At 68.0% G+C, this 24,331-nt stretch carries 21 protein-coding genes; 16 read left to right on the forward strand and 5 right to left on the reverse strand.

Going from position 1 to position 24,331, the window contains the following annotated elements; genetic code table 11:
• Positions 1-244 precede the first annotated feature (244 nt).
• Positions 245-718: a TIGR02444 family protein gene (locus P3W75_RS15305; protein ID WP_276228209.1), complete on the reverse strand. Its 474-nt coding sequence runs from the start codon at positions 716-718 to the stop codon at positions 245-247.
• Between the two features lie 47 nt (positions 719-765).
• On the opposite strand from P3W75_RS15305, the gene P3W75_RS15310 reads away from it, so the two are divergent.
• The 6 genes from P3W75_RS15310 to P3W75_RS15335 all read left to right on the forward strand — a co-directional run bounded on the left by P3W75_RS15310 (position 766) and on the right by P3W75_RS15335 (position 7,441).
• On the forward strand, positions 766-2,676 hold the full coding sequence (locus tag P3W75_RS15310) for an ATP-binding cassette domain-containing protein (RefSeq protein WP_276228210.1): 1,911 nt from the start codon (positions 766-768) through the stop codon (positions 2,674-2,676).
• Positions 2,676-3,236, forward strand: coding sequence for a mechanosensitive ion channel family protein (locus tag P3W75_RS15315; RefSeq protein WP_276228211.1), 561 nt, complete (start codon positions 2,676-2,678; stop codon positions 3,234-3,236). The genes P3W75_RS15310 and P3W75_RS15315 overlap by 1 nt, the downstream gene beginning before the upstream one ends.
• A gap of 36 nt (positions 3,237-3,272) precedes the next feature.
• Positions 3,273-4,031 (forward strand): TerC family protein, encoded by a 759-nt coding sequence (locus P3W75_RS15320; protein ID WP_276228212.1) that lies wholly within the window; start codon positions 3,273-3,275, stop codon positions 4,029-4,031.
• A 287-nt stretch (positions 4,032-4,318) separates the two neighbouring features.
• On the forward strand, positions 4,319-4,948 hold the full coding sequence (locus P3W75_RS15325) for a LysE family transporter (protein WP_276228213.1): 630 nt from the start codon (positions 4,319-4,321) through the stop codon (positions 4,946-4,948).
• A 76-nt stretch (positions 4,949-5,024) separates the two neighbouring features.
• Positions 5,025-6,920 (forward strand): cytochrome c/FTR1 family iron permease, encoded by a 1,896-nt coding sequence (locus P3W75_RS15330; protein ID WP_276228214.1) that lies wholly within the window; start codon positions 5,025-5,027, stop codon positions 6,918-6,920.
• A 68-nt stretch (positions 6,921-6,988) separates the two neighbouring features.
• The gene (locus tag P3W75_RS15335) at positions 6,989-7,441 is read left to right on the forward strand and encodes a YaiI/YqxD family protein (protein WP_276228215.1); all 453 of its coding nucleotides are present in this window, start codon (positions 6,989-6,991) and stop codon (positions 7,439-7,441) included.
• 217 nt (positions 7,442-7,658) lie between these two features.
• On the opposite strand, the gene elbB is transcribed toward P3W75_RS15335, so the two are convergent.
• The gene (gene elbB, locus P3W75_RS15340; RefSeq protein ID WP_276228216.1) at positions 7,659-8,312 is read right to left on the reverse strand and encodes an isoprenoid biosynthesis glyoxalase ElbB; all 654 of its coding nucleotides are present in this window, start codon (positions 8,310-8,312) and stop codon (positions 7,659-7,661) included.
• A 140-nt stretch (positions 8,313-8,452) separates the two neighbouring features.
• On the opposite strand from elbB, the gene P3W75_RS15345 reads away from it, so the two are divergent.
• Positions 8,453-9,691 (forward strand): sterol desaturase family protein, encoded by a 1,239-nt coding sequence (locus P3W75_RS15345; protein ID WP_276228217.1) that lies wholly within the window; start codon positions 8,453-8,455, stop codon positions 9,689-9,691.
• Here P3W75_RS15345 and P3W75_RS15350 read toward each other — a convergent pair whose 3' ends face one another.
• Positions 9,692-10,255: a DedA family protein gene (locus P3W75_RS15350; protein ID WP_276228248.1), complete on the reverse strand. Its 564-nt coding sequence runs from the start codon at positions 10,253-10,255 to the stop codon at positions 9,692-9,694. It abuts the gene before it with no gap.
• Positions 10,256-10,499: 244 nt separating this feature from the next.
• Between P3W75_RS15350 and hemB the strand changes: the two genes are divergently transcribed.
• Both hemB and ppk1 read left to right on the forward strand, forming a co-directional pair.
• Positions 10,500-11,513 carry a porphobilinogen synthase gene (gene hemB, locus P3W75_RS15355; RefSeq protein WP_276228218.1) on the forward strand — a complete coding sequence of 338 codons (1,014 nt, stop codon included), beginning with the start codon at positions 10,500-10,502 and terminating at the stop codon, positions 11,511-11,513.
• Between the two features lie 22 nt (positions 11,514-11,535).
• The gene (gene ppk1 / locus P3W75_RS15360) at positions 11,536-13,767 is read left to right on the forward strand and encodes a polyphosphate kinase 1 (RefSeq protein WP_276228219.1); all 2,232 of its coding nucleotides are present in this window, start codon (positions 11,536-11,538) and stop codon (positions 13,765-13,767) included.
• Positions 13,768-14,021: 254 nt separating this feature from the next.
• On the opposite strand, the gene ppx is transcribed toward ppk1, so the two are convergent.
• Positions 14,022-15,524: an exopolyphosphatase gene (gene ppx / locus P3W75_RS15365; protein ID WP_276228220.1), complete on the reverse strand. Its 1,503-nt coding sequence runs from the start codon at positions 15,522-15,524 to the stop codon at positions 14,022-14,024.
• 193 nt (positions 15,525-15,717) lie between these two features.
• Here ppx and trxA point away from each other — a divergent pair, with 193 nt between their 5' ends.
• From trxA to P3W75_RS15385, 4 genes are all read left to right on the forward strand, one after another.
• The gene (gene trxA / locus P3W75_RS15370; RefSeq protein WP_276228221.1) at positions 15,718-16,044 is read left to right on the forward strand and encodes a thioredoxin TrxA; all 327 of its coding nucleotides are present in this window, start codon (positions 15,718-15,720) and stop codon (positions 16,042-16,044) included.
• A gap of 246 nt (positions 16,045-16,290) precedes the next feature.
• Positions 16,291-17,553 carry a transcription termination factor Rho gene (gene rho, locus P3W75_RS15375; RefSeq protein WP_276228222.1) on the forward strand — a complete coding sequence of 421 codons (1,263 nt, stop codon included), beginning with the start codon at positions 16,291-16,293 and terminating at the stop codon, positions 17,551-17,553.
• Between the two features lie 116 nt (positions 17,554-17,669).
• A complete protein-coding gene (gene ubiD, locus P3W75_RS15380) occupies positions 17,670-19,136 on the forward strand; it encodes a 4-hydroxy-3-polyprenylbenzoate decarboxylase (RefSeq protein WP_276228223.1) in 1,467 nt (488 codons plus the stop codon).
• Positions 19,137-19,149: 13 nt separating this feature from the next.
• Entirely contained in the window at positions 19,150-20,118 is a 969-nt protein-coding gene (locus P3W75_RS15385) for a CDP-6-deoxy-delta-3,4-glucoseen reductase (RefSeq protein WP_276228224.1), read from the forward strand.
• A 214-nt stretch (positions 20,119-20,332) separates the two neighbouring features.
• On the opposite strand, the gene P3W75_RS15390 is transcribed toward P3W75_RS15385, so the two are convergent.
• The gene (locus tag P3W75_RS15390) at positions 20,333-21,232 is read right to left on the reverse strand and encodes a LysR substrate-binding domain-containing protein (protein ID WP_276228225.1); all 900 of its coding nucleotides are present in this window, start codon (positions 21,230-21,232) and stop codon (positions 20,333-20,335) included.
• A gap of 218 nt (positions 21,233-21,450) precedes the next feature.
• On the opposite strand from P3W75_RS15390, the gene P3W75_RS15395 reads away from it, so the two are divergent.
• Genes P3W75_RS15395 through P3W75_RS15405 form a run of 3 tightly spaced genes read left to right on the forward strand, consistent with a single transcriptional unit; the run spans position 21,451 to position 24,317 of the window.
• A complete protein-coding gene (locus tag P3W75_RS15395; RefSeq protein ID WP_276228226.1) occupies positions 21,451-22,569 on the forward strand; it encodes an ABC transporter ATP-binding protein in 1,119 nt (372 codons plus the stop codon).
• A gap of 15 nt (positions 22,570-22,584) precedes the next feature.
• Entirely contained in the window at positions 22,585-23,511 is a 927-nt protein-coding gene (locus tag P3W75_RS15400) for an ABC transporter permease (RefSeq protein WP_276228227.1), read from the forward strand.
• Positions 23,511-24,317, forward strand: a complete 807-nt coding sequence (locus P3W75_RS15405; RefSeq protein WP_276228228.1) for an ABC transporter permease — start codon at positions 23,511-23,513, stop codon at positions 24,315-24,317. Before P3W75_RS15400 ends, P3W75_RS15405 begins: the two co-directional genes overlap by 1 nt.
• The last annotated feature ends 14 nt before the right edge of the window (positions 24,318-24,331 follow it).

Here is a 24,331-nt window from a genome sequence, read left to right on the forward strand (position 1 = left end):
CTGCCAAGCCTGCTGCTGCGAAGCCCGCCGCTAAACCGGCCACCAAGCCTGCTGCTGCCAAGCCTGCCGCGAAACCGGCCGCCAAGCCTGCCGCTGCGAAACCCGCCGCCCCGGCCGCTGCCAAGCCCGCTGCTCCGGCGCCGACCCCGGCTCCGACCGCCGCGCCCGCCGCAGCCCCGGCCGCCACTGCCGCTCCGGCAGCGGTAGCGCCGAGCGCCCCGGCCGCCACCCCGAGCAGCGCCTCCTAAGACGCCGCTCCCGAAGCCGCCGCGATGCGCAGTCGTTCCAGCGCGTCGCGGCGCGCTTTCCCCGCTTCACCGGCGCAGCCCTGCAGCCAGTCCCGTAGCTCGGCGTTGCCGTCATCGATCCAGTCCCTTCCGGCTTCGGCCAGGCGCTCCAGCTGCATATGCTCGGCGCGTAGCTCCAGCCCCTTCAGGGTTTCCCGCAATTCCGTCAGGTGCGCATCGTCTCGCGCCTGCGCCCGCCATTGCCGGCGCAGCTCGCGCAGGGGCGTCACCACGCCGCTTTGCCAGCCGCTGGCGGTCGCCGCCAGGGCCTCCAGGCGCGCGGCCGAGCAGGCCCGGCCACGGGTGCCATACCAGGCACCAGCCAGCAGCAGGCAGACGTCGGCGCCGGCCTCCTGCAGTTCCAGGCACGCCGCCTCGACGCCCGGTTGCGCGTAGAGATCGACGGCGAACGACCAGATATCTTCTGTCATAGGGCTCCCACAGCGATTCGCGGGCGAAGCTGATAAACTCCGCCGCCATGATTCGACTCCAAAATCTTACGCTACAGCGTGGCCCCCAGCGCTTGCTGGAAGAGGCCGAACTGACCCTCCACGCCGGCCAGAAGGTCGGCCTGATCGGCGCCAACGGCGCCGGCAAGTCCAGCCTGTTCGCTCTGCTGCGCGGCCAGCTCGGGCAGGATGCCGGCGACTACCGGATTCCCGCCGACTGGCGCATCGCGCACATGCGCCAGGAAGTGGACACCCTGGAACGCCTGGCGGTGGACTACGTCCTCGACGGCGACGTGCGCCTGCGTGAAATCCAGACGCAGCTGGCCAGCGCCGAAGCCGCCCATGACGGCGCCGCCGTGGCCCGCCTGCATACCGAGCTGGACAACGCCGACGGCTACACCGCCGACGCGCGGGCGCGCAAGCTGCTCGCCGGCCTGGGCTTTTCCGCCGAGCAGATGGAGCGCCGCGTCGGCGACTTCTCCGGTGGCTGGCGGATGCGCCTGAACCTGGCCCAGGCGCTGATGTGCCCGTCGGAACTGCTGCTGCTCGACGAGCCCACCAACCACCTCGACCTCGACGCCATCCTCTGGCTCGAAGAGTGGCTCAAGGGCTACCCGGGCACGCTGATCCTGATCTCCCACGACCGCGACTTCCTCGACGCCGTGGTCGACCACGTGGCGCACCTCGAACAGCGCAAGCTGACCCTCTACCGTGGCGGCTACTCGGCCTTCGAGCGCACCCGCGCCGAGCGCCTGGCGCAGCAGCAGCAGGCCTTCGAGAAGCAGCAGGCGCAACGCGCCCACATGGAAAAGTACATCGCCCGCTTCCGCGCCCAGGCCACCAAGGCGCGCCAGGCGCAGAGCCGCATCAAGGCCCTGGAACGCCTGGAAGAGCTGGCCCCGGCCCACGTCGACTCGCCGTTCGACTTCAGCTTCCGCGAGTCGGACAAGATCTCCAGCCCGCTGCTCGACCTCGCCGAGGCCCGCCTGGGCTATGGCGACAAGGCGGTGCTGGATATGGTCAAGCTGCAGCTGGTGCCCGGCGCGCGCATCGGCCTGCTCGGCCCCAACGGCGCCGGCAAGTCGACCCTGATCAAGACCCTTTCCGGCGACCTGGCGCTGCTCGGCGGGCACCTGGCGCGCGGCGAGAACCTCGCCATCGGCTACTTCGCCCAGCACCAGCTCGACTCGCTGGACGCCAAGGCCAGCCCGCTGCTGCACCTACAGCGCATCGCCCCGGGCGAGCGCGAGCAGACCCTGCGCGACTTCCTCGGCGGCTTCGACTTCCGTGGCCCGCGCTGCGACGAGCCGGTGCTGAACTTCTCCGGTGGCGAGAAGGCGCGCCTGGCCCTGGCCCTGATCGCCTGGCAGAAGCCCAACCTGCTGCTGCTCGACGAACCGACCAACCACCTCGACCTGGAAATGCGCCTGGCCCTGACCATGGCCCTGCAGGAGTTCTCCGGAGCGGTGGTGGTGGTATCCCACGATCGTCACCTGCTCAAGAGCACCACCGACGAGTTCCTGCTGGTGGCCGACGGCCGCGTGCAGGACTTCGACGGTGACCTCGACGACTACGCCCGCTGGCTGGTCGACTTCCGCGCCCGGCAGCAGCCGGCCAGCGCCGGCACGCCGGCCGCCGAGAAGACCGACAAGCGCGCCCAGCGCCAGGCCGCCGCCGCGCTGCGCCAGCAACTGGCGCCGCACAAGCGCGAGGCGGACAAGCTGGAGAAGGAGCTCGGCGGCCTCCACGACAAGCTCGCCGCGCTCGAAGAGAAGCTCGGCGACAGCGCCCTCTACGATGCCGCGCGCAAGGACGAACTGCGCGACCTGCTGGCCCAGCAGGCGGCTCTGAAGACCCGCGAAAGCGAAGTCGAGGAAGCCTGGCTGGTGGCCCTGGAAACCCTGGAAAGCCTCCAGGCCCAACTGGAAGGCGCCGAGTGATGGACGACCTGCCGCTGCTCATCGCCTGGAGCGATCCGTTGCTGCGTGGCCTGCAGATCATCCTCATCCTGGTCCTCGCCTGGTTCCTCCAGCGCCTGGTGGCGCGCGGCCTGGGCCGCCTTGCGCAGCGCTACCCGCTGCCCCACGAACTGCTGCTGCCGCTGCGCGGCGGCCTGCGCTGGCTGATCATGGGCTCGGCGCTGATGATGGTGCTGGAGCGCCTGGGCGTTTCCGCGCAGGTGCTGTGGACGGCCCTGACCGGCTTCGTCGCGGTTGCCGCGGTGGCCTTCTTCGCCATCTGGAGCGTGCTCTCCAACCTGTTCTGCGCACTGCTGATCTTCACCGTCGGGCCGTTCCGCCTGGGCGACCTGGTGGAGGTCATCGAATCGGCCGACAAGCCCGGCGTGAAAGGTCGCGTCAGTGCCATCAACCTGCTTTACACCACCCTCGAGGAAACCTTCGAGGACGGCACCAGCGCCTTGCTGCAGGTGCCCAACAGCCTGTTCTTCCAGAAGGCCATCCGCCGCTGGAAGGGCCCCGGGCTGAGCAGCGGACGATAACCACAATCCCAGTCCCCACACGGATACCCACGCACTATGGAATGGCTCGCCAGCCCTGAAATCTGGGTCGCGTTTCTGACCCTGACCGCCCTGGAGATCGTCCTCGGCATCGACAACATCATCTTCATCTCGATCCTGGTCAGCCGCCTGCCGGCCGCGCAGCAACCCAAGGCGCGCTTCTTCGGCCTGGCCCTGGCGATGGGCACGCGGATTCTCCTGCTGCTGTCGATCACCTGGGTGATGCGCCTGACCACCGACCTGTTCAGCGTGTTCGGCCAGGGCGTTTCCGGGCGCGACCTGATCCTGTTCTTCGGCGGCCTGTTCCTGCTGTTCAAGAGCACCATGGAGATCTACCACAGCCTCGAAGGCGCCGAGGAAGGCGAGCAGGGCGGCGGCAAGACCCGTGGCTTCATGGCGGTGATCGTGCAGATCGCGATCATCGACATCATCTTCTCCCTGGACTCGGTGATCACCGCCGTGGGCCTGGTCTCCAACGTGCCGGTGATGATCGCCGCGATCGTCATCTCGGTCGGCGTGATGATGCTCGCCGCCGGCACCATCAGCGCCTTCATCGACAAGCACCCGTCGCTGAAGATGCTCGCCCTGTCGTTCCTCATCGTGGTCGGCACCGTGCTGGTGGCCGAGGCCTTCGAGGTCCATGTGCCCAAGGGCTACGTCTACTTCGCCATGGCCTTCTCGCTGGCGGTGGAAGCGATCAACATCCGCCTGCGCGGCGCCATGGCGCGCAAGCGCGGCGAAGAGCCGGTGAAGCTGCGCAAGGACCTGCCGAGCTGATCGGCGCGCGCTGACGAACGAGCCCGGCCCCGCGCCGGGCTTTTTCATGGCGCCGCCGGCTGCCTGAGCGGTCTTTCGTGGGCGCTGTCCCGCTGCGGGCTCTGTTCGCGAGCAAGCTCGCTCCTACAGGGCCCCGCATTGGGGGGCACCCATCCATCCCCCGTCATCCCCGCGAACGCGGGCTCCCGCGGGCGCTCCTGCGACCTTCGTCGGCAAGGCTGGGCGGCCGGGCGTGGCTTGAGGCACACTGGCCGCCCGTAACAGGATATTTCTCCCCGAGGTCCGTGATGCTCGCCAGCACCTGGTTCGCCTTCTTCATCGCCTGCTGGATCATCAGCCTGTCGCCCGGCGCCGGGGCCATCGCCTCGATGTCCTGTGGCCTGCAGTACGGCTTCTGGCGCGGCTACTGGAACGCCCTCGGCCTGCAGATCGGCCTGGCCCTGCAGATCGCCGTGGTCGCCGCCGGCGTCGGCGCGCTGCTGGCCACCTCGGCGCTGGCGTTCTCCGTGATCAAGTGGTTCGGCGTGGTCTACCTGGCGTACCTCGCCTGGCGCCAGTGGACGGCCGCGCCACAGGTCATGCAGGCCGACGCCGAGCGCCCCATCGGCCGCCCGCTGAGCCTGGTGCTGCGCGGTTTCCTGGTCAACGCCAGCAACCCCAAGGCGGTGATCTTCATGCTCGCCGTGCTGCCGCAGTTCGTCGACCCGCACCGGCCGATGGCGATGCAGTACCTGATCATGGGCGCGACCATGATCTGCGTCGACCTCATCGTCATGGCCGGCTACACCGGGTTGGCCGCGCGGGTACTGCGCGCGCTGCGTTCGCCGCGCCAGCAACGGCTGATGAACCGCACCTTCGCCAGCCTGTTCCTCGGCGCCGCCGCGCTGCTGGCCACGGTGCGCCGCGCCGCCGCCTGAGACGACGGGCGCCAGCTAGGCGGGGAATGGATGGCGGAGTAACATTGCTGCTTTCCATTCTCAATCTCTTTTCGCTATGCGCCTTCCAAGGATTCTCGCCTGGCTGCTGCCAGCGCTGTGTGCCGTGAGTTTCGGGGCCGTGGCCGATGCCCCTGTCGATCCTTCCCAGGCCTTGCATCTGCTGAGCTACCTGGCTGCCGACTATCCGCCGACGGTCAGCGCCGGGCAGGTGCTCGATCCCACCGAGTACAAGGAACAGCTCGAGTTCTCCGCCAAGCTGCAGGCGCTGCTGCTGGCGCTGCCGGCACGGCCCGAGCGCGCCGCGCTCGAGCAGGAGATCGGCGCCCTGCGCCAGGCGATCGAGCAGCGCCGTTCGGGCGCCGAGGTCGCGCAACTGGCGCGGCACCTGGAGGCGCGGGTGGCGGATGCCTACCAGGTCGTGCAGACTCCGGCCATCACCCCCGACCCGGCCCGTGGCGCGCCGATCTTCGCCCAGCAGTGCTCGGTCTGCCATGGCGACGCCGGCAAGGGCGACGGTCCGGCGGGCATCGGCCTGCAGCCGCCGCCGGCCAACCTCGCCGACCGCGCGCGTCTCGATCAGCTGAGTCTCTACGACCTGCGTACCGTCATCGGCCTGGGCATCGCCGGCACCGACATGCCTGCCTTCGCCGACGAACTGGACGAACGCCAGCGCTGGGACCTCGCGGCCTACGTCGCCGGCCTGAGCGCCGCCGATGCCAAGCCCGATGCCGCGCATGCCTATCCGCTGGCGAGCCTGGCCACCCAGACCCCGGCGGACGTCGCTGCGCATGACGGCGAAGCCGCCGCGCAGAGCTTCCGCGCCCTGCGCGCGCACCCGCCGCTGGAGCATCGTGGCCCGGCGCAGCTGATCGACTACACCGCCGCCACCCTCGACAAGAGTTTCGCCATCTACCGCCAGGGCGACCACGATCAGGCCTACGACCTGTCCGTCGCCGCCTACCTGGAAGGCTTCGAACTGGTCGAGAGTTCGCTCGACAACGTCGACGCGACCCTGCGCAAGGCCACCGAGAAAGAGCTCATGGCCTACCGCCAGACGCTCCGCGACGGCCTGCCCGAAGCCCAGGTGGCGCAGCAGCTGGAGCGCGCCAAGGGCAAGCTCGGCGAAGCCGCCAAGGCGCTCAGCGGTGACTCCCTGAGCGGCACCATCAGCTTCGTCTCGGCCCTGCTGATCCTGCTGCGCGAAGGCGTGGAGGCGATCCTGGTGCTCGCGGCGATCCTCGCCTTCCTGCGCAACACCGGCCAGGAAAGCGCCGCGCGCGGCGTGCACGTCGGCTGGGCGCTGGCCTTCGTCGCCGGCTTCGCCACCTGGGCGCTGGCCGCCTACGTGATCGACATCGGCGGCGCCCAGCGCGAGCTGATGGAAGGCTTCACCTCGCTGTTCGCCTGCGTGATGGTGCTCTGGCTCGGCGTGTGGATGCACGACCGCCGCCACGCCGCGGCCTGGCAGGACTACATCCGCAGCAGCCTGGTGGGCGGCGGCGGGCGCTTCGGCTTCGCCGTGCTGGCGTTCTTCTCGGTGTACCGCGAGCTGTTCGAGGTCATCCTGTTCTACGAAACCCTCTGGCTGCAGGCCGGCCCGGCCGGGCACAACGCGGTGATCGCCGGCGCCGGCTGCGCGGTGGTGCTGCTGATCGGCCTGGCCTGGGTGATCCTGCGCGGCTCGGCGAAGCTGCCGTTGAAGTTGTTCTTCACCATCAACGCGGCGCTGCTCTGCGCGCTCTCGGTGGTGTTCGCCGGGCATGGCGTGGTGGCGCTGCAGGAAGCCGGGGTGATCGGCACCCGGCCGGTGCCGTTCTTCGACTTCGACTGGCTGGGCATCAAGGCCGACGCCTACTCGCTGTCGGCCCAGGCCCTGGCCCTGCTGGCGGTGGTTGTGCTCTACGGGCGCAGCCTGCTGGCGGAGAAACGCAAGGCCGCGGCGTTGTCCTGAGGCGGCGCGCGGCAAACCCCGACGGCCAGTGCGATACTGGCCGTCGTCATTTTCGGGAAACGAGTTCGATGCGTATCTGGATCGATGCCGACGCCTGCCCGCGGGCGGCGAAGGAGCTGGTGGCGAAGTTCGCCCTCAAGCGCAAGCTGGAGGTGGTGATGGTGGCCGGCCAGCCGGTGGCCAAGCCGCCGTTCGCCTGCGTCAGCCTGGTGGTGGTGCCCAGCGGGATGGACGCCGCCGACGACTACCTGGTGGAGCAGGCCGAGCCGGGCGACCTGGTGATCTGCAGCGACGTGCCGCTGGCCGACCGCCTGGTGAAGAAGGGCGTGGACGCCCTCGACCCGCGCGGCCGTGAGTTCGACGCGAAGAACATGGGCGAGCGCCTGGCGCTGCGCAACCTGATGACCGACCTGCGCGACCAGGGCCAGATGGGCGGTGGCCAGGCGCCCTATGGCGACAAGGATCGCCAGGCGTTCGCCAATGCGCTGGATCGGTTGTTGACGCGGTTGAACAGGGGGTAGGGGCGGCAGACGGGGACGTCGTGTCTTTTGTAGGAGCGAGCTTGCTCGCGAACAGAGTTTCCTGGGGGCTGCAGATTTTGGGTTTGAGAGCGCCCTCTCCCTAACCCTCTCCCTTCAGGGAGAGGGTTAGGGAGAGGGCAAGAGGCTGGCCCCAGGCGCCGGAGTTACCGGGAGACGCGGTTCGCGAGCAAGCTCGCTCCTACAGGAAGCGCCGGGATCAGGCCAGCTCCAGCACCCGATCGACCAGCTTGTTGATCCCGCTGGCGGCCTCGGCGATGTTCTGCGCCAGCATGTACGCGGGGGTGGTCACCAGCTTGTGGCGGGTGTCCTCGACGATCTCGTCGACGGAGCATTCCACGTGCTTGGCGCCCATGCGCGCCAGGGCGGCGGCGGTGTCGGCGTCCTGGCCGATGGTGCACTCGATGCCCGGGCCGTAGATGCGTTCGGCCATGGCCGGGGCGATGCACATCAGGCCCACCGGCTTGTGCGCGGCGGCGAAGGCCTTGGCCAGCGCCAGCACGTCCGGCTCGACTTCGCACTGGTCGCCGGCGAAGGCGAAGTTGCTGAGGTTCTTCGCCGCGCCGAAGCCGCCGGGCACGATCAGCGCGTCGAAGTCCTCGACCCGCGCTTCGCGCACGTCCTTGATCTCGCCGCGGGCGATGCGCGCGGACTCCACCAGCACGTTGCGGCTCTCGGGCATCTCCGCGCCGGTGAGGTGGTTGACCACGTGGTGCTGGGCGATGTCCGGGGCGAAGCACTGCACCTGCGCGCCGCGCTGGGACAGGCGCAGCAGGGTGATCACGCTTTCGTGCAGTTCGGCGCCGTCGTAGACGCCACAGCCGGAGAGGATGACGGCAACTTTCTTGTGCATGCGGGTACTCCTGGTTCGCGAACGGCCGGCGCGGCGACGCAGCTGTCGCCATATGCCGGCCGGGATGTCACCGGCGGCCGTTGTGCGCGCTCGCCAGGGGACTAGGATCGGTCGCATAAGCATAACGATTCGGTCGCGCCATGAACTACATCCTCTTCGCGGTCCCCTTCTTCTTCCTGCTGATCGCCCTGGAACTGCTCGCCGACCGCTGGCGCGGCATGTCCACCTACCGCCTCGGCGACGCGGTGAACAGCCTCAGCGCCGGGGTGTTGTCGACCACCAGCGGCCTGCTGACCAAGAGCGTCGGGCTGATCACCTATGCGTTCGCCTGGAAGCACCTGGCGCTGTTCGAGCTGTCGACGCAGAGCGCCTGGGTCTGGGTGTTCGCCTTCGTCTTCTACGACTTCTGCTACTACTGGAACCACCGCCTGGGCCATGAGCGCAGCGTGCTCTGGGCCGCCCACTCGGTGCACCACCAGAGCGAGGAATACAACCTCAGCACGGCGTTGCGGCAGACCAGCACCGGCTTCCTGTTCGGCTGGATCTTCTACCTGCCGATGGCCGTGGCCGGGGTGCCGCCGCTGGTGTTCCTGACCGTCGCCGCGCTGAACCTGCTGTACCAGTTCTGGGTGCACACCCGGCACATCCCCAAGCTCGGCTGGTTCGAGTGGATCTTCATCAGCCCGTCCAACCACCGTGTGCACCACGCGCAGAACCCGGTGTACATGGATCGCAACTACGGCGGCGTGTTCATCCTCTGGGACCGTCTGTTCGGCACCTTCCAGGAGGAACTGGACGAAGAGCCGGTGGTGTTCGGCGTGACCGTGCCACTGGCCAGCTGGAACCCGCTGTGGGCCAACCTGCAGGTCTACGCCGCGCTCTGGCGGGACGCGCGCCGCGCCGGCAACTGGTGGGACAAGCTGCGCATCTGGTTCATGCGCACCGGCTGGCGCCCGGCCGACGTGGCCGCTCGCTACCCGCTGCAGAAACCCGACCTGGCGACCTTCCGCAAGTTCGAGGTGCCGCTCTCGCGCGGCCGCCAGTGCTACGCCGCCCTGCAATTCGTCGGCTACGTGATCGGCGGCACCGTGCTGCTCGGGCTGGGGGAGGGCTGGCCGCTGCCGGCGCTGCTGCTGGGCTGGGCCTGGATGGCCGCGGGGCTGTTCGCCATCGGCGGCTGGCTGGAGAACCGCGCCTGGGCGGCGCGGGTGGAGATTCTGCGGCTGCTGCTGAACCTGCCCTGGGTACTGGCGGTGGCCGCCAGCGCCGGGTTGGCGCTACCGGCCTGGGCCGTCGGCCTGCTGGCCGCGCACCTGGCGCTCAGCCTGCTCGGCCTGTGGACGCTGCGCCACGACGGGCGCCAGGCGCAACCGGCCTGATCACTCGCCGTTGCGGTTGTTCTTCAGGCGGCGGTGCAGCCACAGCAGCAGGCCGATGGCGAGCAGGCCGCCGAGCACCATCAGTTCGTATTTCTTGATGTTGCCGAGCACGCCTTCGAGCACGCTGCCGAAGTAGTAGGCCGCCGAGCCCAGCGCGCTGGCCCAGACGATGGCGCCGATGCCGTTGAGCAGCAGGTAGCGCGCCGGCGGGTAGCCGGACAGGCCGATGGCCACCGGCATCACCGTACGCAGGCCGTAGACGAAGCGGAAGCTCAGCACCCACAGGTCCGGATGCCGGCGCACGTGCTCCAGGGCGCGATCGCCGAGCTTCTGCCAGCGCGGCTTGCGCGCCAGCAGCTTGCGCCCGTGGCGGCGGCCGAGGAAGTACCAGAGCTGATCGCCGGCGTAGCTGCCGAGGAAGGCCACGGCGATCACGTACTCGAGCTGCATGTAGCCGCGGAAGGCGAGGAAACCGGCCAGCACCAGAATGGTCTCGCCTTCGAAGAAGGTGCCGAGAAACAGGGCCAGATAGCCGAAATCCTGCAGGAATTGTTGGAGCATTATCGAGGCAACGCAGCGAAATGAACGCGCAGCCTAACTCGGTTGTCGTCCGGGGGGAAGGCACCCTCCGGCGGCTTGCTGGCCTTTGCATGGCCCCGGCCGCCTACTTTGGTCGTATGCTGCGACCTGTGGCCCCTGCGACCGGATGCCGCGACCTTGGGTCGCTGTCATCGCTTGTTACCAATCGGTCATAATCACGGACTATAACTGTCACACTGTGCCTGCTATCCGGGCCCTGGAGTACGCCGTGAGTTTCATTTCCGCCGAACGTGCCTTCCCCTTCACCCGCCTGCGCCGCAACCGCCGCGACGAGTTCTCCCGTCGCCTGGTGCGCGAGAACGTGCTGACCGTCGATGACCTCATCCTTCCGGTGTTCGTCCTCGACGGCAAGAACCAGCGCGAAGCGGTGCCGTCGATGCCGGGCGTCGAGCGCCTGTCCATCGACCTGCTGCTGAAGGAAGCCGAGCAACTGGTGGAGCTGGGCATCCCGGCCCTGGCGCTGTTCCCGGTGACCCCGCTGGAGAAGAAATCCCTCGACGGCGCCGAAGCCTTCAACCCCGACGGTATCGCCCAGCGCGCCACCCGCGCCCTGCGCGAGCGCTTCCCGGAGCTGGGGATCATCACCGACGTGGCCCTGGACCCGTTCACCAGCCACGGCCAGGACGGCATCCTCGACGAAGACGGCTACGTGCTCAACGACATCTCGGTTGACGTGCTGGTCAAGCAGGCGCTGTCCCACGCCGAGGCCGGCGCCCAGGTGGTGGCTCCCTCGGACATGATGGACGGGCGCATCGGCGCCATCCGCGAGGCGCTGGAATCCACCGGGCACATCAACACCCGGATCATGGCCTACTCGGCCAAGTACGCCAGCGCCTACTACGGCCCGTTCCGCGACGCGGTGGGCTCGGCGGCCAACCTCGGCAAGGGCAACAAGGCCACCTACCAGATGGACCCGGGCAACAGCGACGAGGCTCTGCACGAGATCGCCGCCGACCTCGCCGAGGGTGCCGACATGGTCATGGTCAAGCCGGGCATGCCCTACCTGGACATCGTCCGCCGGGCCAAGGACGAATTCCGCGCGCCGACCTTCGTCTACCAGGTCAGCGGCGAATACGCGATGCACATGGCGGCCATCAACAACGGCTGGCTCAGCGAGGCGGTGATCCTCGAATCGCTGCTGGCCTTCAAGCGCGCCGGCGCCGATGGCATCCTGACCTATTTCGCCAAACGTGCGGCAGAACAACTGAAAAGGGGGCGGTGACGCCCCCGCGACGAGACTTGCGATGAATACCGAAGGCCAGAACGCTACCGACCTGATCGAAACCGAAGTGACTGTCACCGAAACCGTGGAGCAGCCGGAGACCGCCGAGGCCGTCGAGGCCGAAGAGACGGTCGCGGTGGTCGAAGCCGTCGTGGAAGCGCCCCCGGCGCCGGCGGTCAACGTCGACGACACTGCCCTGTACATTCATCGCGAGCTGTCGCAGCTGCAGTTCAACATCCGCGTGCTGGAACAGGCGCTGGACGAGTCCTACCCGCTGCTCGAACGCCTGAAGTTCCTGCTGATCTTCTCCAGCAACCTCGACGAGTTCTTCGAGATCCGCGTCGCCGGCCTGAAGAAGCAGATCACCTTCGCCCGCGAACAGGCCGGCGCCGACGGCCTGTTGCCGCACCAGGCGCTGGCGCGGATCAGCGAGCAGGTGCACGAGCAGGTCTCGCGCCAGTACGGCATCCTCAACGACGTGTTGTTGCCGGAACTGGCCAAGCACGGCGTGCGCTTCATCCGCCGGCGCTACTGGACGCCGAAGATCAGGGCCTGGGTCCGGCGCTTCTTCCGTGACGAGATCGCGCCGATCATCACCCCCATCGGCCTCGACCCGACCCACCCGTTCCCGCTGCTGGTGAACAAGAGCCTGAACTTCATGGTCGAGCTGGAGGGGATGGACGCCTTCGGCCGCGACTCGGGCCTTGCGATCATCCCGGCGCCGCGTTCGCTGCCGCGGATCATCCGCCTGCCGGAAGACGTGGCCGGGGAGGGCGACAACTACGTGTTCCTGTCGTCGATGATCCACGCCCACGCCGACGACCTGTTCTCCGGCATGAAGGTCAAGGGCTGCTACCAGTTCCGCCTGACCCGTAACGCCGACCTTTCGGTGGACGCCGAGGACGTCGAGGACCTGGCGCGCGCCCTGCGCGGCGAGCTGTTCTCGCGGCGCTACGGCGACGCGGTGCGCCTGGAGGTGGTGGACACCTGCCCGACGCACCTGTCCAACTACCTGCTCAAGCAGTTCGGCCTGGCCGACAGCGAGTTGTATCGCGTCAGCGGGCCGGTCAACCTGACCCGCCTGTTCAGCGTCACCGGCCTGGCCAGCCACCCGGAGCTGCAGTACCCGCCGTTCACCCCGACCATTCCGAAGCTGCTGCAGAAGAAGGAGAACATGTTCGGCGTGCTGGCCAAGCTGGACGTGCTGCTGATGCACCCCTTCGAGTCCTTCACCCCGGTGGTGGACCTGCTGCGCCAGGCGGCCAAGGACCCCAACGTGCTGGCCATCAAGCAGACCCTGTACCGCTCCGGGGCCAACTCGGAGATCGTCGACGCCCTGGTGGAAGCGGCGCGCAACGGCAAGGAGGTCACCGCGGTGATCGAACTGCGCGCGCGCTTCGACGAGGAATCCAACCTGCAACTGGCCAGCCGCCTGCAGCAGGCCGGCGCGGTGGTGATCTACGGCGTGGTCGGCTTCAAGACCCACGCCAAGATGATGCTGATCCTCCGTCGCGAGGACGGCGAGCTGCGCCGCTACGCGCACCTGGGCACCGGCAACTACCACGCCGGCAACGCCCGCCTGTACACCGACTACAGCCTGCTGACCGCCGACGTGGCGCTGTGCGAGGACCTGCACAAGCTGTTCAACCAGCTGATCGGCATGGGCAAGACCCTGCGCATGAAGAAGCTGCTGCACGCGCCCTTCACGCTGAAGAAGAACCTGCTGGAGATGATCAACCGCGAGGCCGCCCAGGCCGCGGAAGGCAAGCCGGCGCACATCATGGCGAAGGTCAACTCGCTGACCGACCCGAAGGTCATCCGCGCGCTGTACAAGGCCAGCCAGGCCGGCGTGAAGATCGACCTGGTGGTGCGCGGCATGTGCTGCCTGCGCCCGGGCGTGCCGGGGGTTTCGCACAATATCCATGTGCGCTCGATCATCGGCCGCTTCCTCGAACACAGCCGCATCTACTACTTCCTCAACGGCGGCGACGAGAAGCTCTATCTCTCCAGCGCCGACTGGATGGAACGCAACCTCGACATGCGCGTGGAGACCTGCTTCCCGGTGGAAGGCAAGAAGCTGGTGCTGCGGGTGAAGAAGGAGCTGGAAATGTACCTGGCCGACAATACCCAGTCCTGGGTGCTGCAGCCCGACGGCAGCTACCAGCGCCTGAGCCCGACCGGCAACCAGAACCCGCGCAACGCCCAGGCCATGCTGCTGGAGCGCCTGTGCACGCCGGTGATCAGCGCGCGCTGATCGCCCCCGGTGCAAGACGAAAGCCCCGCCGCGCCAGCGCCGGGGCTTTTTCTTTGCGATGCCGCGGGGTTGGCGTAGGGCGGATAACCGTTCGCGGTTATCCGCCGATGGCCCCGGCGCGAGGGCCCGGCGGCGGATAACGCCTGGGGCGTTATGCGCCCTACGAGGTGTACATCGCTACGCCGCCAGTGGCGGCGTCACGAAAAAGGCCCCGGCGCTGGCGCGGCGGGGCCTTCGTGCGTTGCGGCGGCGCCTCAGCTGACGCTGAGCTGGTAGTCCACGCGCTTGAGCCAGCCGGCTTCCTGCTCGAAGTCCGCCTGGGTCAGCGGGTTGGCCTCCAGCCAGCCTTTCGGGAAGCGCACTTCCAGGCTCTTCGGGCCGGCCTGGAAGGTCACTTCGGGCATTTCCTGGGTGCCACGGATGTGGTGGAAGAGGATCGCGAAGCGCAGCACGATGCACAGGCGGATCAGCTTGTCGCCTTCCACGCCCAGCTCGGCGAAGCGGTCCGCCGGGATGTTGCGGCGGTGGCCGCGCACCAGCAGCGCCAGCACCTGCTGGTCCTCGCGGGAGAAACCGGCGAGGTCGGAGTGCTCGATCAGGTAGGCGCCGTGCTTGTGGTAGTGGTAGTGGGCGATGTCCAGGCCCAGCTCGTGGGTGCGCGCCGCCCAGCCGAGCAGCTCGCGGTGGCCGTCGTCCTGCAGGCCCCAGGTCTCGGCGACCTGGTCCAGGGCCTGGAGGGCCTTGGCCTCGACGCGGGCGGCCTGGTCGAGGTCGACGTGGTAGCGCTCGATCAGCGCGCTGATGGTGCGCTCGCGCACGTCCTCGTGGTGGTGGCGGCCCAGCAGGTCGTAGAGCACGCCTTCGCGCAGGGCGCCCTCGGAGTGCGACATCTGCTTCAGTTCGAGGGCATCGAACAGCGCCTCGACGATGGCCAGGCCGGCCGGGAAGATCGGCCGGCGGTCCGGCTTGATGCCGTCCAGGTCGAGTTTCTCGACGTCGCCCAGCTTGAGCACCTTGCGCTTGAGCCAGGCCAGGCCTTCGGGGTTGATCTCGCCGTTGCCGTGACCGCCGGACTGGATCGCCAGGCCCACCGCGCGGATGGTCCCGGAGGCGCCGAGGGACTCGTCCCAGCCGAGGCGACGCAGGCTGTTCTCGATGCCCATCAGCTCCAGGCGCGCCGAGGTGTAGGCCTGGGCGTAGCGGGCCGGGGTGACCTTGCCGTCCTTGAAGTAGCGCTGGGTGTAGCTGACGCAGCCCATCTGCAGGCTCTCGCGCAGCTGCGACTCGAAGCGCTGGCCGATGATGAACTCGGTGCTGCCGCCGCCGATGTCGACCACCAGGCGGCGCCCGGCGGTGTCCGGCAGGGTGTGCGAGACGCCCAGGTAGATCAGGCGCGCTTCCTCGCGGCCGGAGATGACTTCCACCGGGTGGCCGAGGATTTCTTCGGCGCGGCGGGTGAATTCGTTGCGGTTGCGCGCCTCGCGCAGGGCGTTGGTACCGACCACGCGCACCGAGCCCGGCGGCATGCCGTTGATCAGCTGGGCGAAGCGCCGCAGGCAGTCCAGGCCGCGCTGGATGGCTTCTTCACTGAGCAGGCGGTCGTCGCCGATGCCGGCGGCCAGCTGGACCTTCTCGCCCAGTCGCTCAAGGATGCGGATCTCGCCGTGATCGGCCTTGGCCAGGACCATGTGGAAGCTGTTGGAACCCAGGTCCAGCGCGGCGATCAGCGGGAAGGTCTTGGCGGGGGTATGGGGCATCTTGGAAGGTCCGTTTGTTAACCCCGCCATCCTGCCACGATAGCCCTCGGGTGCCAACGAACGGCGCCCCTTCGATCGCTTTTTGCCGCACCGGCGATAGCGACACTCAATCGCCAGCGCCTTTCGGAAGGGGATGAAGCCGGGATATGATGGGGCCACTTTTATTCGCATCCGATTCCCACGGAGAGATTTCATGAGCGAACATATCGTCAGCGTTACCGATGCCAGCTTCGAGCAGGACGTCCTGAAGTCCGACGGTCCCGTGCTGGTGGACTACTGGGCCGAGTGGTGCGGCCCGTGCAAGATGATCGCGCCGGTACTCGACGAGATCGCCAAGGACTATCAGGGCAAACTGAAGGTCTGCAAGCTGAACATCGACGAGAACCAGGAAACCCCGCCGAAGTACGGCGTGCGCGGCATCCCGACCCTGATGCTGTTCAAGGGCGGCAACGTCGAAGCGACCAAGGTCGGCGCACTGTCCAAGTCGCAACTGGCGGCCTTCCTCGACAGCAACATCTGAGTCGACGCAGCCCGTGAAAAAGCCCCGCCGGATGCGGGGCTTTTTTCATTTCGTCCCCTAGACGCCCCGGGGCGCCAGTGTTACATTCGGGCCTGCAACGTTGTTTTGCGTTGCCCCTTCAAGCCGTCGCCGACGCACTTCCTATTCGAATTTCCAAGCGATCCTGTCGTCACTCGCGGCACGGCCTCAGCAAGCTCACACGCTTGTTTTCCTCTTTCTCTTTCATCTCATTTACTCCTCCTTCTTATGAATCTGACCGAACTCAAGCAAAAGCCGATTGCCGAATTGCTGGAAATGTCCGATGCCATGGGCCTGGAAAACATGGCCCGTTCGCGCAAGCAGGACATCATCTTCGCGCTGCTGAAGAAGCACGCGAAGGGCGGCGACGAAATCTCCGGTGACGGCGTGCTGGAGATTCTCCAGGACGGCTTCGGCTTCCTGCGCTCCGCCGACTCCTCGTACCTGGCCGGCCCGGACGACATCTACGTCTCGCCCAGCCAGATCCGCCGCTTCAACCTGCGCACCGGGGACACCATCGTCGGCAAGATTCGCCCGCCGAAGGAGGGTGAGCGCTACTTCGCCCTGCTCAAGGTCGACTCGATCAACTTCGATCGTCCGGAGAACGCGAAGAACAAGATTCTCTTCGAGAACCTGACCCCGCTGTTCCCGACCAAGCGCCTGACCATGGAAGCCGGCAACGGCTCCACCGAGGACCTCACTGGCCGCGTGATCGACCTCTGCGCGCCGATCGGTAAGGGCCAGCGCGGCCTGATCGTCGCCCCGCCGAAAGCGGGCAAGACCATCATGCTGCAGAACATCGCGGCGAACATCACCCGCAACAACCCCGAGTGCCACCTGATCGTCCTGCTGATCGACGAGCGCCCGGAAGAAGTGACCGAGATGCAGCGCACCGTGCGCGGCGAAGTGGTCGCCTCCACCTTCGACGAACCGCCGACCCGCCACGTGCAGGTCGCCGAGATGGTGATCGAGAAGGCCAAGCGCCTGGTCGAGCACAAGAAGGACGTGATCATCCTGCTGGACTCCATCACCCGCCTGGCGCGTGCCTACAACACCGTGATCCCGAGCTCCGGCAAGGTCCTCACCGGTGGTGTCGACGCCCACGCCCTGGAGAAGCCCAAGCGCTTCTTCGGCGCCGCGCGCAACATCGAGGAAGGCGGTTCGCTGACCATCCTCGCCACCGCGCTGATCGAGACCGGCTCGAAGATGGACGAAGTGATCTACGAGGAATTCAAGGGTACCGGCAACTCGGAACTCATCCTCGACCGTCGCATCTCCGAGAAGCGCGTGTTCCCGGCGATCAACATCAACCGTTCGGGCACCCGTCGCGAAGAACTGCTGACTGGTGAGGAGGAGCTGCAGCGCATGTGGATCCTGCGCAAGATCCTGCACCCGATGGACGAGATCGCCGCCGTCGAGTTCCTGCTCGACAAGCTGCGCCAGACCAAGACCAACGACGAGTTCTTCGACTCGATGAAGCGCAGCAAGTAAGCGCGGTTGTGCGGTAGCAGCAAGCCACGAGGCCGGGGAAACCCGGCCTTCGTGTTTCTGCGAAGGGGTGTTAACGGCTAAACTGTCGCATCTTCGCCTTCGCCATCGAGACTTCCATGCAGTATCGCGACCTGCGCGAGTTCATCGCCGCCCTGGAACAGCGCGGCCAGCTCAAGCGCATCCAGGTGCCGGTGTCACCGGTGCTGGAAATGACCGAGGTGTGCGACCGCACGCTGCGCGCCAAGGGCCCGGCCCTGCTGTTCGAGAAACCCACCGGCTTCGACATCCCCGTGCTCGGCAACCTGTTCGGCACCCCCGAGCGGGTGGCCCTGGGCATGGGCGCCGAGGACGTTTCCGAACTGCGCGAGATCGGCAAGCTGCTGGCCTTCCTCAAGGAACCCGAGCCGCCCAAGGGCCTGAAGGACGCCTGGAGCAAGCTGCCGATCTTCAAGAAGGTCATCAGCATGGCGCCCAAAGTGCTCCGCGACGGCCCCTGCCAGGAAGTCATCGAGGAAGGCGAGGCGGTCGACCTGACGAAGCTGCCGGTGCAGACCTGCTGGCCCGGCGACGTCGCGCCGCTGATCACCTGGGGCCTGACCGTCACCCGCGGGCCGAACAAGGAGCGCCAGAACCTCGGTATCTACCGCCAGCAGGTGATCGGCCGCAACAAGGTGATCATGCGCTGGCTCAGCCATCGCGGCGGCGCCCTGGACTACCGCGAGTGGTGCCAGAAGCATCCCGACCAGCCGTACCCGGTGGCCGTGGCCCTGGGCGCCGACCCGGCGACTATCCTCGGCGCGGTGACCCCGGTGCCGGACAGCCTCTCCGAATACGCCTTCGCCGGCCTGTTGCGCGGTCATCGCACCGAACTGGTGAAGTGCGTGGGCAGCGACCTGCAGGTGCCGGCCAGCGCCGAGATCGTCCTCGAAGGGGTGATCCACCCCGGCGAGATGGCCGATGAAGGTCCCTACGGCGACCACACCGGCTACTACAACGAGGTCGACCGCTTCCCGGTGTTCACCGTCGAGCGCATCACCCGCCGCCAGAAACCGATCTACCACAGCACCTACACCGGGCGGCCGCCGGATGAGCCGGCGATCCTCGGCGTGGCGCTGAACGAAGTCTTCGTGCCGATCCTGCAGAAGCAGTTCCCCGAGATCACCGACTTCTACCTGCCGCCGGAAGGCTGCTCGTACCGCATGGCGGTGGTGACCATGAAGAAGCAGTACCCCGGCCACGCCAAGCGCGTAATGCTGGGTGTCTGGTCGTTCCTGCGACAGTTCATGTACACCAAGTTCGTCATAGTCACCGACGACGACATCAACGCGCGGGACTGGAACGACGTGATCTGGGCGATAACCACGCGCATGGACCCCAAGCGCGACACGGTGATGATCGACAACACGCCGATCGACTACCTCGACTTCGCCTCGCCGATCTCCGGCCTGGGCTCGAAGATGGGCCTGGACGCCACCCACAAGTGGCCCGGCGAGACCAGCCGCGAGTGGGGTCGCGCCATCGTCAAGGACGAGGCGGTGACCCGTCGCGTCGACGAGCTCTGGGCCAGCCTGGGGATCGACTGATGGGGAAGCGGCCGTGCGTGTGACCCTGCAACCCTCCGGCGCGACCTTCGAGGCGCAGCCCGGCGAACGCATCCTCGACGCCGCGCGGCGCCTGGGCTTCGACTGCCCGCAGGCGTGCCGCAACGGCAACTGCCATGTCTGCGCCGCGCTGCTGGTGGAAGGCAGCGTGCGCCAGTCCGGCGAGGTGCGCGACCACGGCGAGCTGTTCACCTGCCTGGCCGAGCCCCTGGAAGACTGCGTGCTGCACTGGGACGGCGTGCTGGCCCCGGGCGAGCTGCCGGTGCGCACCCTGGCCTGCCAGCTGACCCTCTGCGAGGACGCCGGCGGCGACGTCTGGCGCGTGCGCCTGCGCGCCCCGGCCGGCAAGCCGCCGCGCTACCACGCCGGGCAGTACCTGCTGATCGAGCGCGACGGCGGCAACAACTCGGCCTTCTCCCTGGCTTCGGCGCCCGAAGAGGGGCGCGACCTGGAATTGCACATCCTGGCGCGCGAGAACAGCGCCTTGGAACTGCTGGCGCAACTGCGTCGCGAGCGTTTCGCCCGCGTCCAGCTGCCCTTCGGCGACGCCCACCTGGCGGAGCTGCCCGACGGCCCGCTGGTGCTGATCGCCGCGGGCACCGGCATGGGCCAGATGCACAGCCTGATCGAGCATTGCCGCGCGCGCGGCTTCGCCCACCCGGTGCACCTGTACTGGGGTGTGCGCCGGCCCGAGGACTTCTACGCGCTGCCACACTGGGACGAGTGGAAGGGCCTGGCCAACCTGCACCTGCACAAGGTGGTCAGCGACCGCTGCGGCTGGCAGGGCCGTTGCGGCCTGCTGCACGAAGCGGTGTGCGAGGACTTCCCCGACCTGGGCAGTCTGACCGTGTACGCCAGCGGCTCGCCGGCGATGGTCTACGCCACCCTCGACGCCCTGGTGGCCGCCGGCATGGACGCGCACCAGATGCGCGCCGACGTCTTCGCCTACGCCCCGCGCGGCTGAGCGCCCGCCGATCTCCACCTGTAGGCGCGGGCCTTGCCCGTGATCGCGCGCATGGCGCGCTCCTGCAAGGGGCGGCGCCGTAGGGCGAATAACCGTTCGCGGTTATCCGCCGTTGCCGACCACCAACCCGCCGCCATGGCTGGGACTTGCGGCGGATAACGCCGTTGGCGTTATGCGCCCTACGGGGTCCACCCATCGCGGACGGCGTCCGCTCCTACGGTAACGCCGCGGGAAACTCCGCCGCCAGGGTCTCCGCCAGCCAGTCGCGGAACCACTCGATATCGGCGCTGCTCGGCCCCGGCGGAATCAGCAACTGGTAACTCTCCAGGCGCACCTGGTTCGGCAGCGGGCGCACCAGCGCGCCGGACTCCAGCTCCCGGCGCACCAGCACGTCATTGGCCAGGGCGATGCCGGCGCCGGCCTCGGCCATCGACAGCGCGTGGTCATTACTGACGTAGAGCACGTCGGGGCTGACGCGGATGTCCAGCTGGTTGGCGGCGAACCAGGCGTTCCACCATTCGCCGTCGTGGACGTGGATCAGCTCGTGGCTCACCAGCTCCTCGGCGCTGTCCAGCGGGCCGTGGGCCGCCAGGTAGGCCGGCGAGCACACCGGAAACACCTGCGGGTGCAACAGGGTGGCCTGGCTCTGCGGGTACTGCCCGGGCATCCCGTAGGCGATGCCCAGGTCGGCGCTGTTGCCGTCCACCTCGGCAAAGGTCGGGTTCGGCTCGATCGCCACCTTCAGCCCCGGCCGCTGCTGGCGCAGGGTCTCCAGGTGGGGCATCAGCCAGCGCTTGGCGAACGCCGGCACCACCAGGATCTTCAGCCAGCGCGCCGAGCCGCCCGGAGCCAGCTCGCGGCTGGCCTCGGCGATCTGCTGCAGCGCCGTGGATATCTTCGCGTAGTAGCGCTGCCCGGCGGGCGTCAGGCTGACCCCGCGCGGCGTGCGTTCCAGCAGCTGCACGCCCAGCCAGTCCTCCAGCAGGCGCACGTGGCGGCCGATGGCCGGCTGGGTCACGTGCAGCGCCTTCGAGGCGGCGACGTAGCTGCCCAGGCGCGCGGCCGCCTCGAAGGCGCGCACGGCGTTGAGCGGCGGCAAGCGGGGGAGGGACATGAGGGTGGGCCTCGTGCGCTGTTAAATTATTTAATACCGACTGTAAGAAAATTGAGCTTTTTGCTCAACCGCAATCTGGCCACACTCGACCCCAGCAGCCTCACCACAACAAAGCCGGACACCGGCGCCGCTGCACTGCTTTTCCCCATTCCTGCCACAACAAGTACAAGCTCCCGCGCGTGACAGCGCCAGCGGGAGAGGGAACCGGAGGTACATCCATGAGTGCCCTGCACAGCCTGCAGACGGCCGCCGTCTCCATTCGTTCGGTGCGCAAGGTCTACGGCGACCCGGACAGCGGTCCGGTGGCGCTGAAGAGCGTCGACCTGGACATCCGCGACAACGAGTTCTTCACCCTGCTCGGGCCTTCCGGCTGCGGCAAGACCACCCTGCTGCGGATGATCGCCGGCTTCGAGTTTCCCACCGCCGGGGAAATCCTCCTCTACGGCGAGAACATCGCCAACCGCGCGCCCTACGATCGCCCGGTCAACACGGTGTTCCAGCACTACGCGCTGTTCCCGCACATGACCATCGCGCAGAACCTGGCCTTCGGCCTGGAATCGCACCCCATGGGCAAGCGCCTGGGCAAGGCCGAGGTCGCCGAGCGGGTGCGCCAGATGCTCGCCCTGGTGCAGATGGAACGCTTCGCCGAGCGCCGCCCGGCGCAGCTCTCCGGTGGCCAGCAGCAACGCGTGGCGCTGGCCCGCGCGCTGGCTCCGCAGCCCAAGGTGCTGCTGCTCGACGAACCGCTCTCGGCGCTCGACCTGAAGCTGCGCCAGGCCATGCGCGAGGAGCTCAAGAGCATCCAGGCGAAGACCGGGATCACCTTCATCTTCGTCACCCACGACCAGGAAGAAGCCCTGACCATGTCCGACCGCATCGCCGTGCTCGCCAATGGCGAGGTGCAGCAGGTCGGGCGCCCGGCGGACATCTACGAGCAGCCGCGCAACCGCTTCGTCGCCGACTTCATCGGCGAGACCAACTTCCTCCCCGCGCAGGTCGCGGAGCTGGCCGGCGACCAGGCGCAGTTCCGCGTGCCCGGTGGCCAGACGCTGCGCGCGGCGAGCCGCGAGGGCCTGCGCCAGGGCGCCGAGGTGACCCTGTCGATCCGCCCCGAGCGCCTGCGCCTGGTCGGCGCCGACACCCCGGACGCCACCCCCTGCACGCTGGCCGAGCAGATCTACCTGGGCACCGACCTGCAGTACCAGGTGCAGCTCACCGACGGCACCCGCCTGCGCGTGCGCACGCCCAACTGCGCCGGGCAGAGCCGGCGCTTCGCCCCGGGCGAGCGCCTGGGCCTGCAGTTCGACCGCGATAGCGCCAGCGTGCTGCTGGACTGAGCCGAGGAACGCACCATGACTTCCCTCACGACTCGCCCCGGCAACGCCCTGGAGCGGCGCCGGGCTCTGGGCGGCCTGCTCGGCGTCTCGCCGGCGCTGCTGGCCATCGGTCTGTTCCTGGTGGTGCCGATCCTCATCGTCGTCGCCTACTCGCTGATGCAGGCCAACCCCTACGGTGGCGTCAATCACGCGTTCAGCGCCGACGCCTACATCTCGCTGCTGTTCGAGCGCCAGCTGGACGACAGCCTGGCCTTCGCCGACTCCTACCTGGTCATCGCCCTGCGCTCGCTGGGCATCGCCGCGGCGACCACGGCGATCACCCTGCTGGTCGGCTTCCCGGTCGCGGTCTGGCTGGCCATGCAGCCGGCGCGCCGGCGCGGCCTGCTGATCTTCCTGATCACCGTGCCGTTCTGGGCCAATCTGCTGATCCGCACCTACGCCTGGATTCTGCTGCTGCGTGGCACCGGGGTGATCAATAACGGCCTCATGGGCCTGGGCCTGATCCAGCAGCCGTTGCCGCTGCTCTACAACGACGGCGCGGTGCTGCTGGGCCTGGTCTACACCTACGCGCCCTTCGTGGTGCTGCCGATCTACTCGACCCTGGAGAAAATGGACATGCGCCTGCTGGAAGCCGCCCAGGACCTCTATGCCGGGCGCCTGCGCACCCTGCGCAAGGTGGTCCTGCCGATCGCCCGGCCGGGCATCCTGGCCGGCGCCATCCTCACCTTCGTGCCGTGCCTGGGCGCGATGATCGCCCCCGAGCTGCTCGGCGGCGGCACCAAGATGATGCTCGGCAACCTGATCTTCCGGCAGTTCGCCGACTCGCGTAACTGGCCCTTCGGTGCCGCCCTGTCGCTGGTGCTGATGGCGGTGGTGATGCTCGCCCTGACCTTCTACGCCCTGCGCGCCGAGCGCCTGCGCGTAGCCCGGGGAGGTGTGTGATGCTGGCCCTGATGCGCAAGCGCCGCCTCGGCGTGCAGGACTTCCCCGGCTTCGGCGGTTTCAGCCTGCTGTTCTACCTCTACCTTTACGCGCCCATCGTGGTGCTGGTGGTCTACTCGTTCAACGCCAACCAGTCCGCCACCGTGTGGACCGGCTTCAGCCTCGACTGGTACCGCGCCGCCTTCGCCAACCAGGCGTTGCGCAGCGCCGCCGGCAACAGCCTGCTGATCGCCGTGTGCGCCAGCATGATCGCCACCGCGATCGCCACCCTGGCCGCGCTGGGCACCTCGCGCGGGGCGAAGTTCAAGGGCATGCGCCTGTCCATGGGCACCATCATGCTGCCGCTGGTGCTGCCGGAGATCGTCGTCGGCGTCGCCACCCTGGCGCTGTTCTCCAGCCTCGGCATCTCCCTGGGCTACGGCAACCTGATCATCGCCCACACGGTGTTCTGCATTCCCTTCGCCTACCTGCCGATCCGCGCCCGCCTGGAGGACATGGACCTGTCCCTGGAGCAGGCCGCCGCCGACCTCTACGCCGGGCCCTGGCGGACCTTCCGCAAGGTCACCCTGCCGCTGCTGATGCCGGGGATCTTCTCCGGGCTGATGCTGGCCTTCATCGTCTCGCTGGATAACTTCGTGATCTCGATGATGGTCTCCCAGGCCGGCACCACCACCTTGCCGATCTTCATCTTCGGCCTGCTGCGGATGGGCGTGACCCCCGACGTCAACGCGGTGTCGACGCTGATCCTCGGGGTTTCGGTGTTCTTCGTCAGCCTTTCCTTCCTGCTCGGCAAAGCCAAAGCCTGAGCGCCACGCCACCA

The sequence above is a fragment of the Pseudomonas citronellolis genome, assembly GCF_029335315.1.
Lineage (GTDB): Bacteria > Pseudomonadota > Gammaproteobacteria > Pseudomonadales > Pseudomonadaceae > Pseudomonas > Pseudomonas citronellolis_A.

Bases quoted from the DNA above. Each gene is read 5' to 3' on its own strand.
- P3W75_RS15305 (WP_276228209.1), bottom strand. From the start codon at position 718: ATGACAGAAGATATCTGGTCGTTCGCCGTCGATCTCTACGCGCAACCG.
- P3W75_RS15310 (WP_276228210.1), top strand. From the start codon at position 766: ATGATTCGACTCCAAAATCTTACGCTACAGCGTGGCCCCCAGCGCTTG.
- P3W75_RS15315 (WP_276228211.1), top strand. From the start codon at position 2,676: ATGGACGACCTGCCGCTGCTCATCGCCTGGAGCGATCCGTTGCTGCGT.
- P3W75_RS15320 (WP_276228212.1), top strand. From the start codon at position 3,273: ATGGAATGGCTCGCCAGCCCTGAAATCTGGGTCGCGTTTCTGACCCTG.
- P3W75_RS15325 (WP_276228213.1), top strand. From the start codon at position 4,319: ATGCTCGCCAGCACCTGGTTCGCCTTCTTCATCGCCTGCTGGATCATC.
- P3W75_RS15330 (WP_276228214.1), top strand. From the start codon at position 5,025: ATGCGCCTTCCAAGGATTCTCGCCTGGCTGCTGCCAGCGCTGTGTGCC.
- P3W75_RS15335 (WP_276228215.1), top strand. From the start codon at position 6,989: ATGCGTATCTGGATCGATGCCGACGCCTGCCCGCGGGCGGCGAAGGAG.
- elbB (WP_276228216.1), bottom strand. From the start codon at position 8,312: ATGCACAAGAAAGTTGCCGTCATCCTCTCCGGCTGTGGCGTCTACGAC.
- P3W75_RS15345 (WP_276228217.1), top strand. From the start codon at position 8,453: ATGAACTACATCCTCTTCGCGGTCCCCTTCTTCTTCCTGCTGATCGCC.
- ppk1 (WP_276228219.1), top strand. From the start codon at position 11,536: ATGAATACCGAAGGCCAGAACGCTACCGACCTGATCGAAACCGAAGTG.
- ppx (WP_276228220.1), bottom strand. From the start codon at position 15,524: ATGCCCCATACCCCCGCCAAGACCTTCCCGCTGATCGCCGCGCTGGAC.
- trxA (WP_276228221.1), top strand. From the start codon at position 15,718: ATGAGCGAACATATCGTCAGCGTTACCGATGCCAGCTTCGAGCAGGAC.
- rho (WP_276228222.1), top strand. From the start codon at position 16,291: ATGAATCTGACCGAACTCAAGCAAAAGCCGATTGCCGAATTGCTGGAA.
- ubiD (WP_276228223.1), top strand. From the start codon at position 17,670: ATGCAGTATCGCGACCTGCGCGAGTTCATCGCCGCCCTGGAACAGCGC.
- P3W75_RS15390 (WP_276228225.1), bottom strand. From the start codon at position 21,232: ATGTCCCTCCCCCGCTTGCCGCCGCTCAACGCCGTGCGCGCCTTCGAG.
- P3W75_RS15395 (WP_276228226.1), top strand. From the start codon at position 21,451: ATGAGTGCCCTGCACAGCCTGCAGACGGCCGCCGTCTCCATTCGTTCG.
- P3W75_RS15400 (WP_276228227.1), top strand. From the start codon at position 22,585: ATGACTTCCCTCACGACTCGCCCCGGCAACGCCCTGGAGCGGCGCCGG.
- P3W75_RS15405 (WP_276228228.1), top strand. From the start codon at position 23,511: ATGCTGGCCCTGATGCGCAAGCGCCGCCTCGGCGTGCAGGACTTCCCC.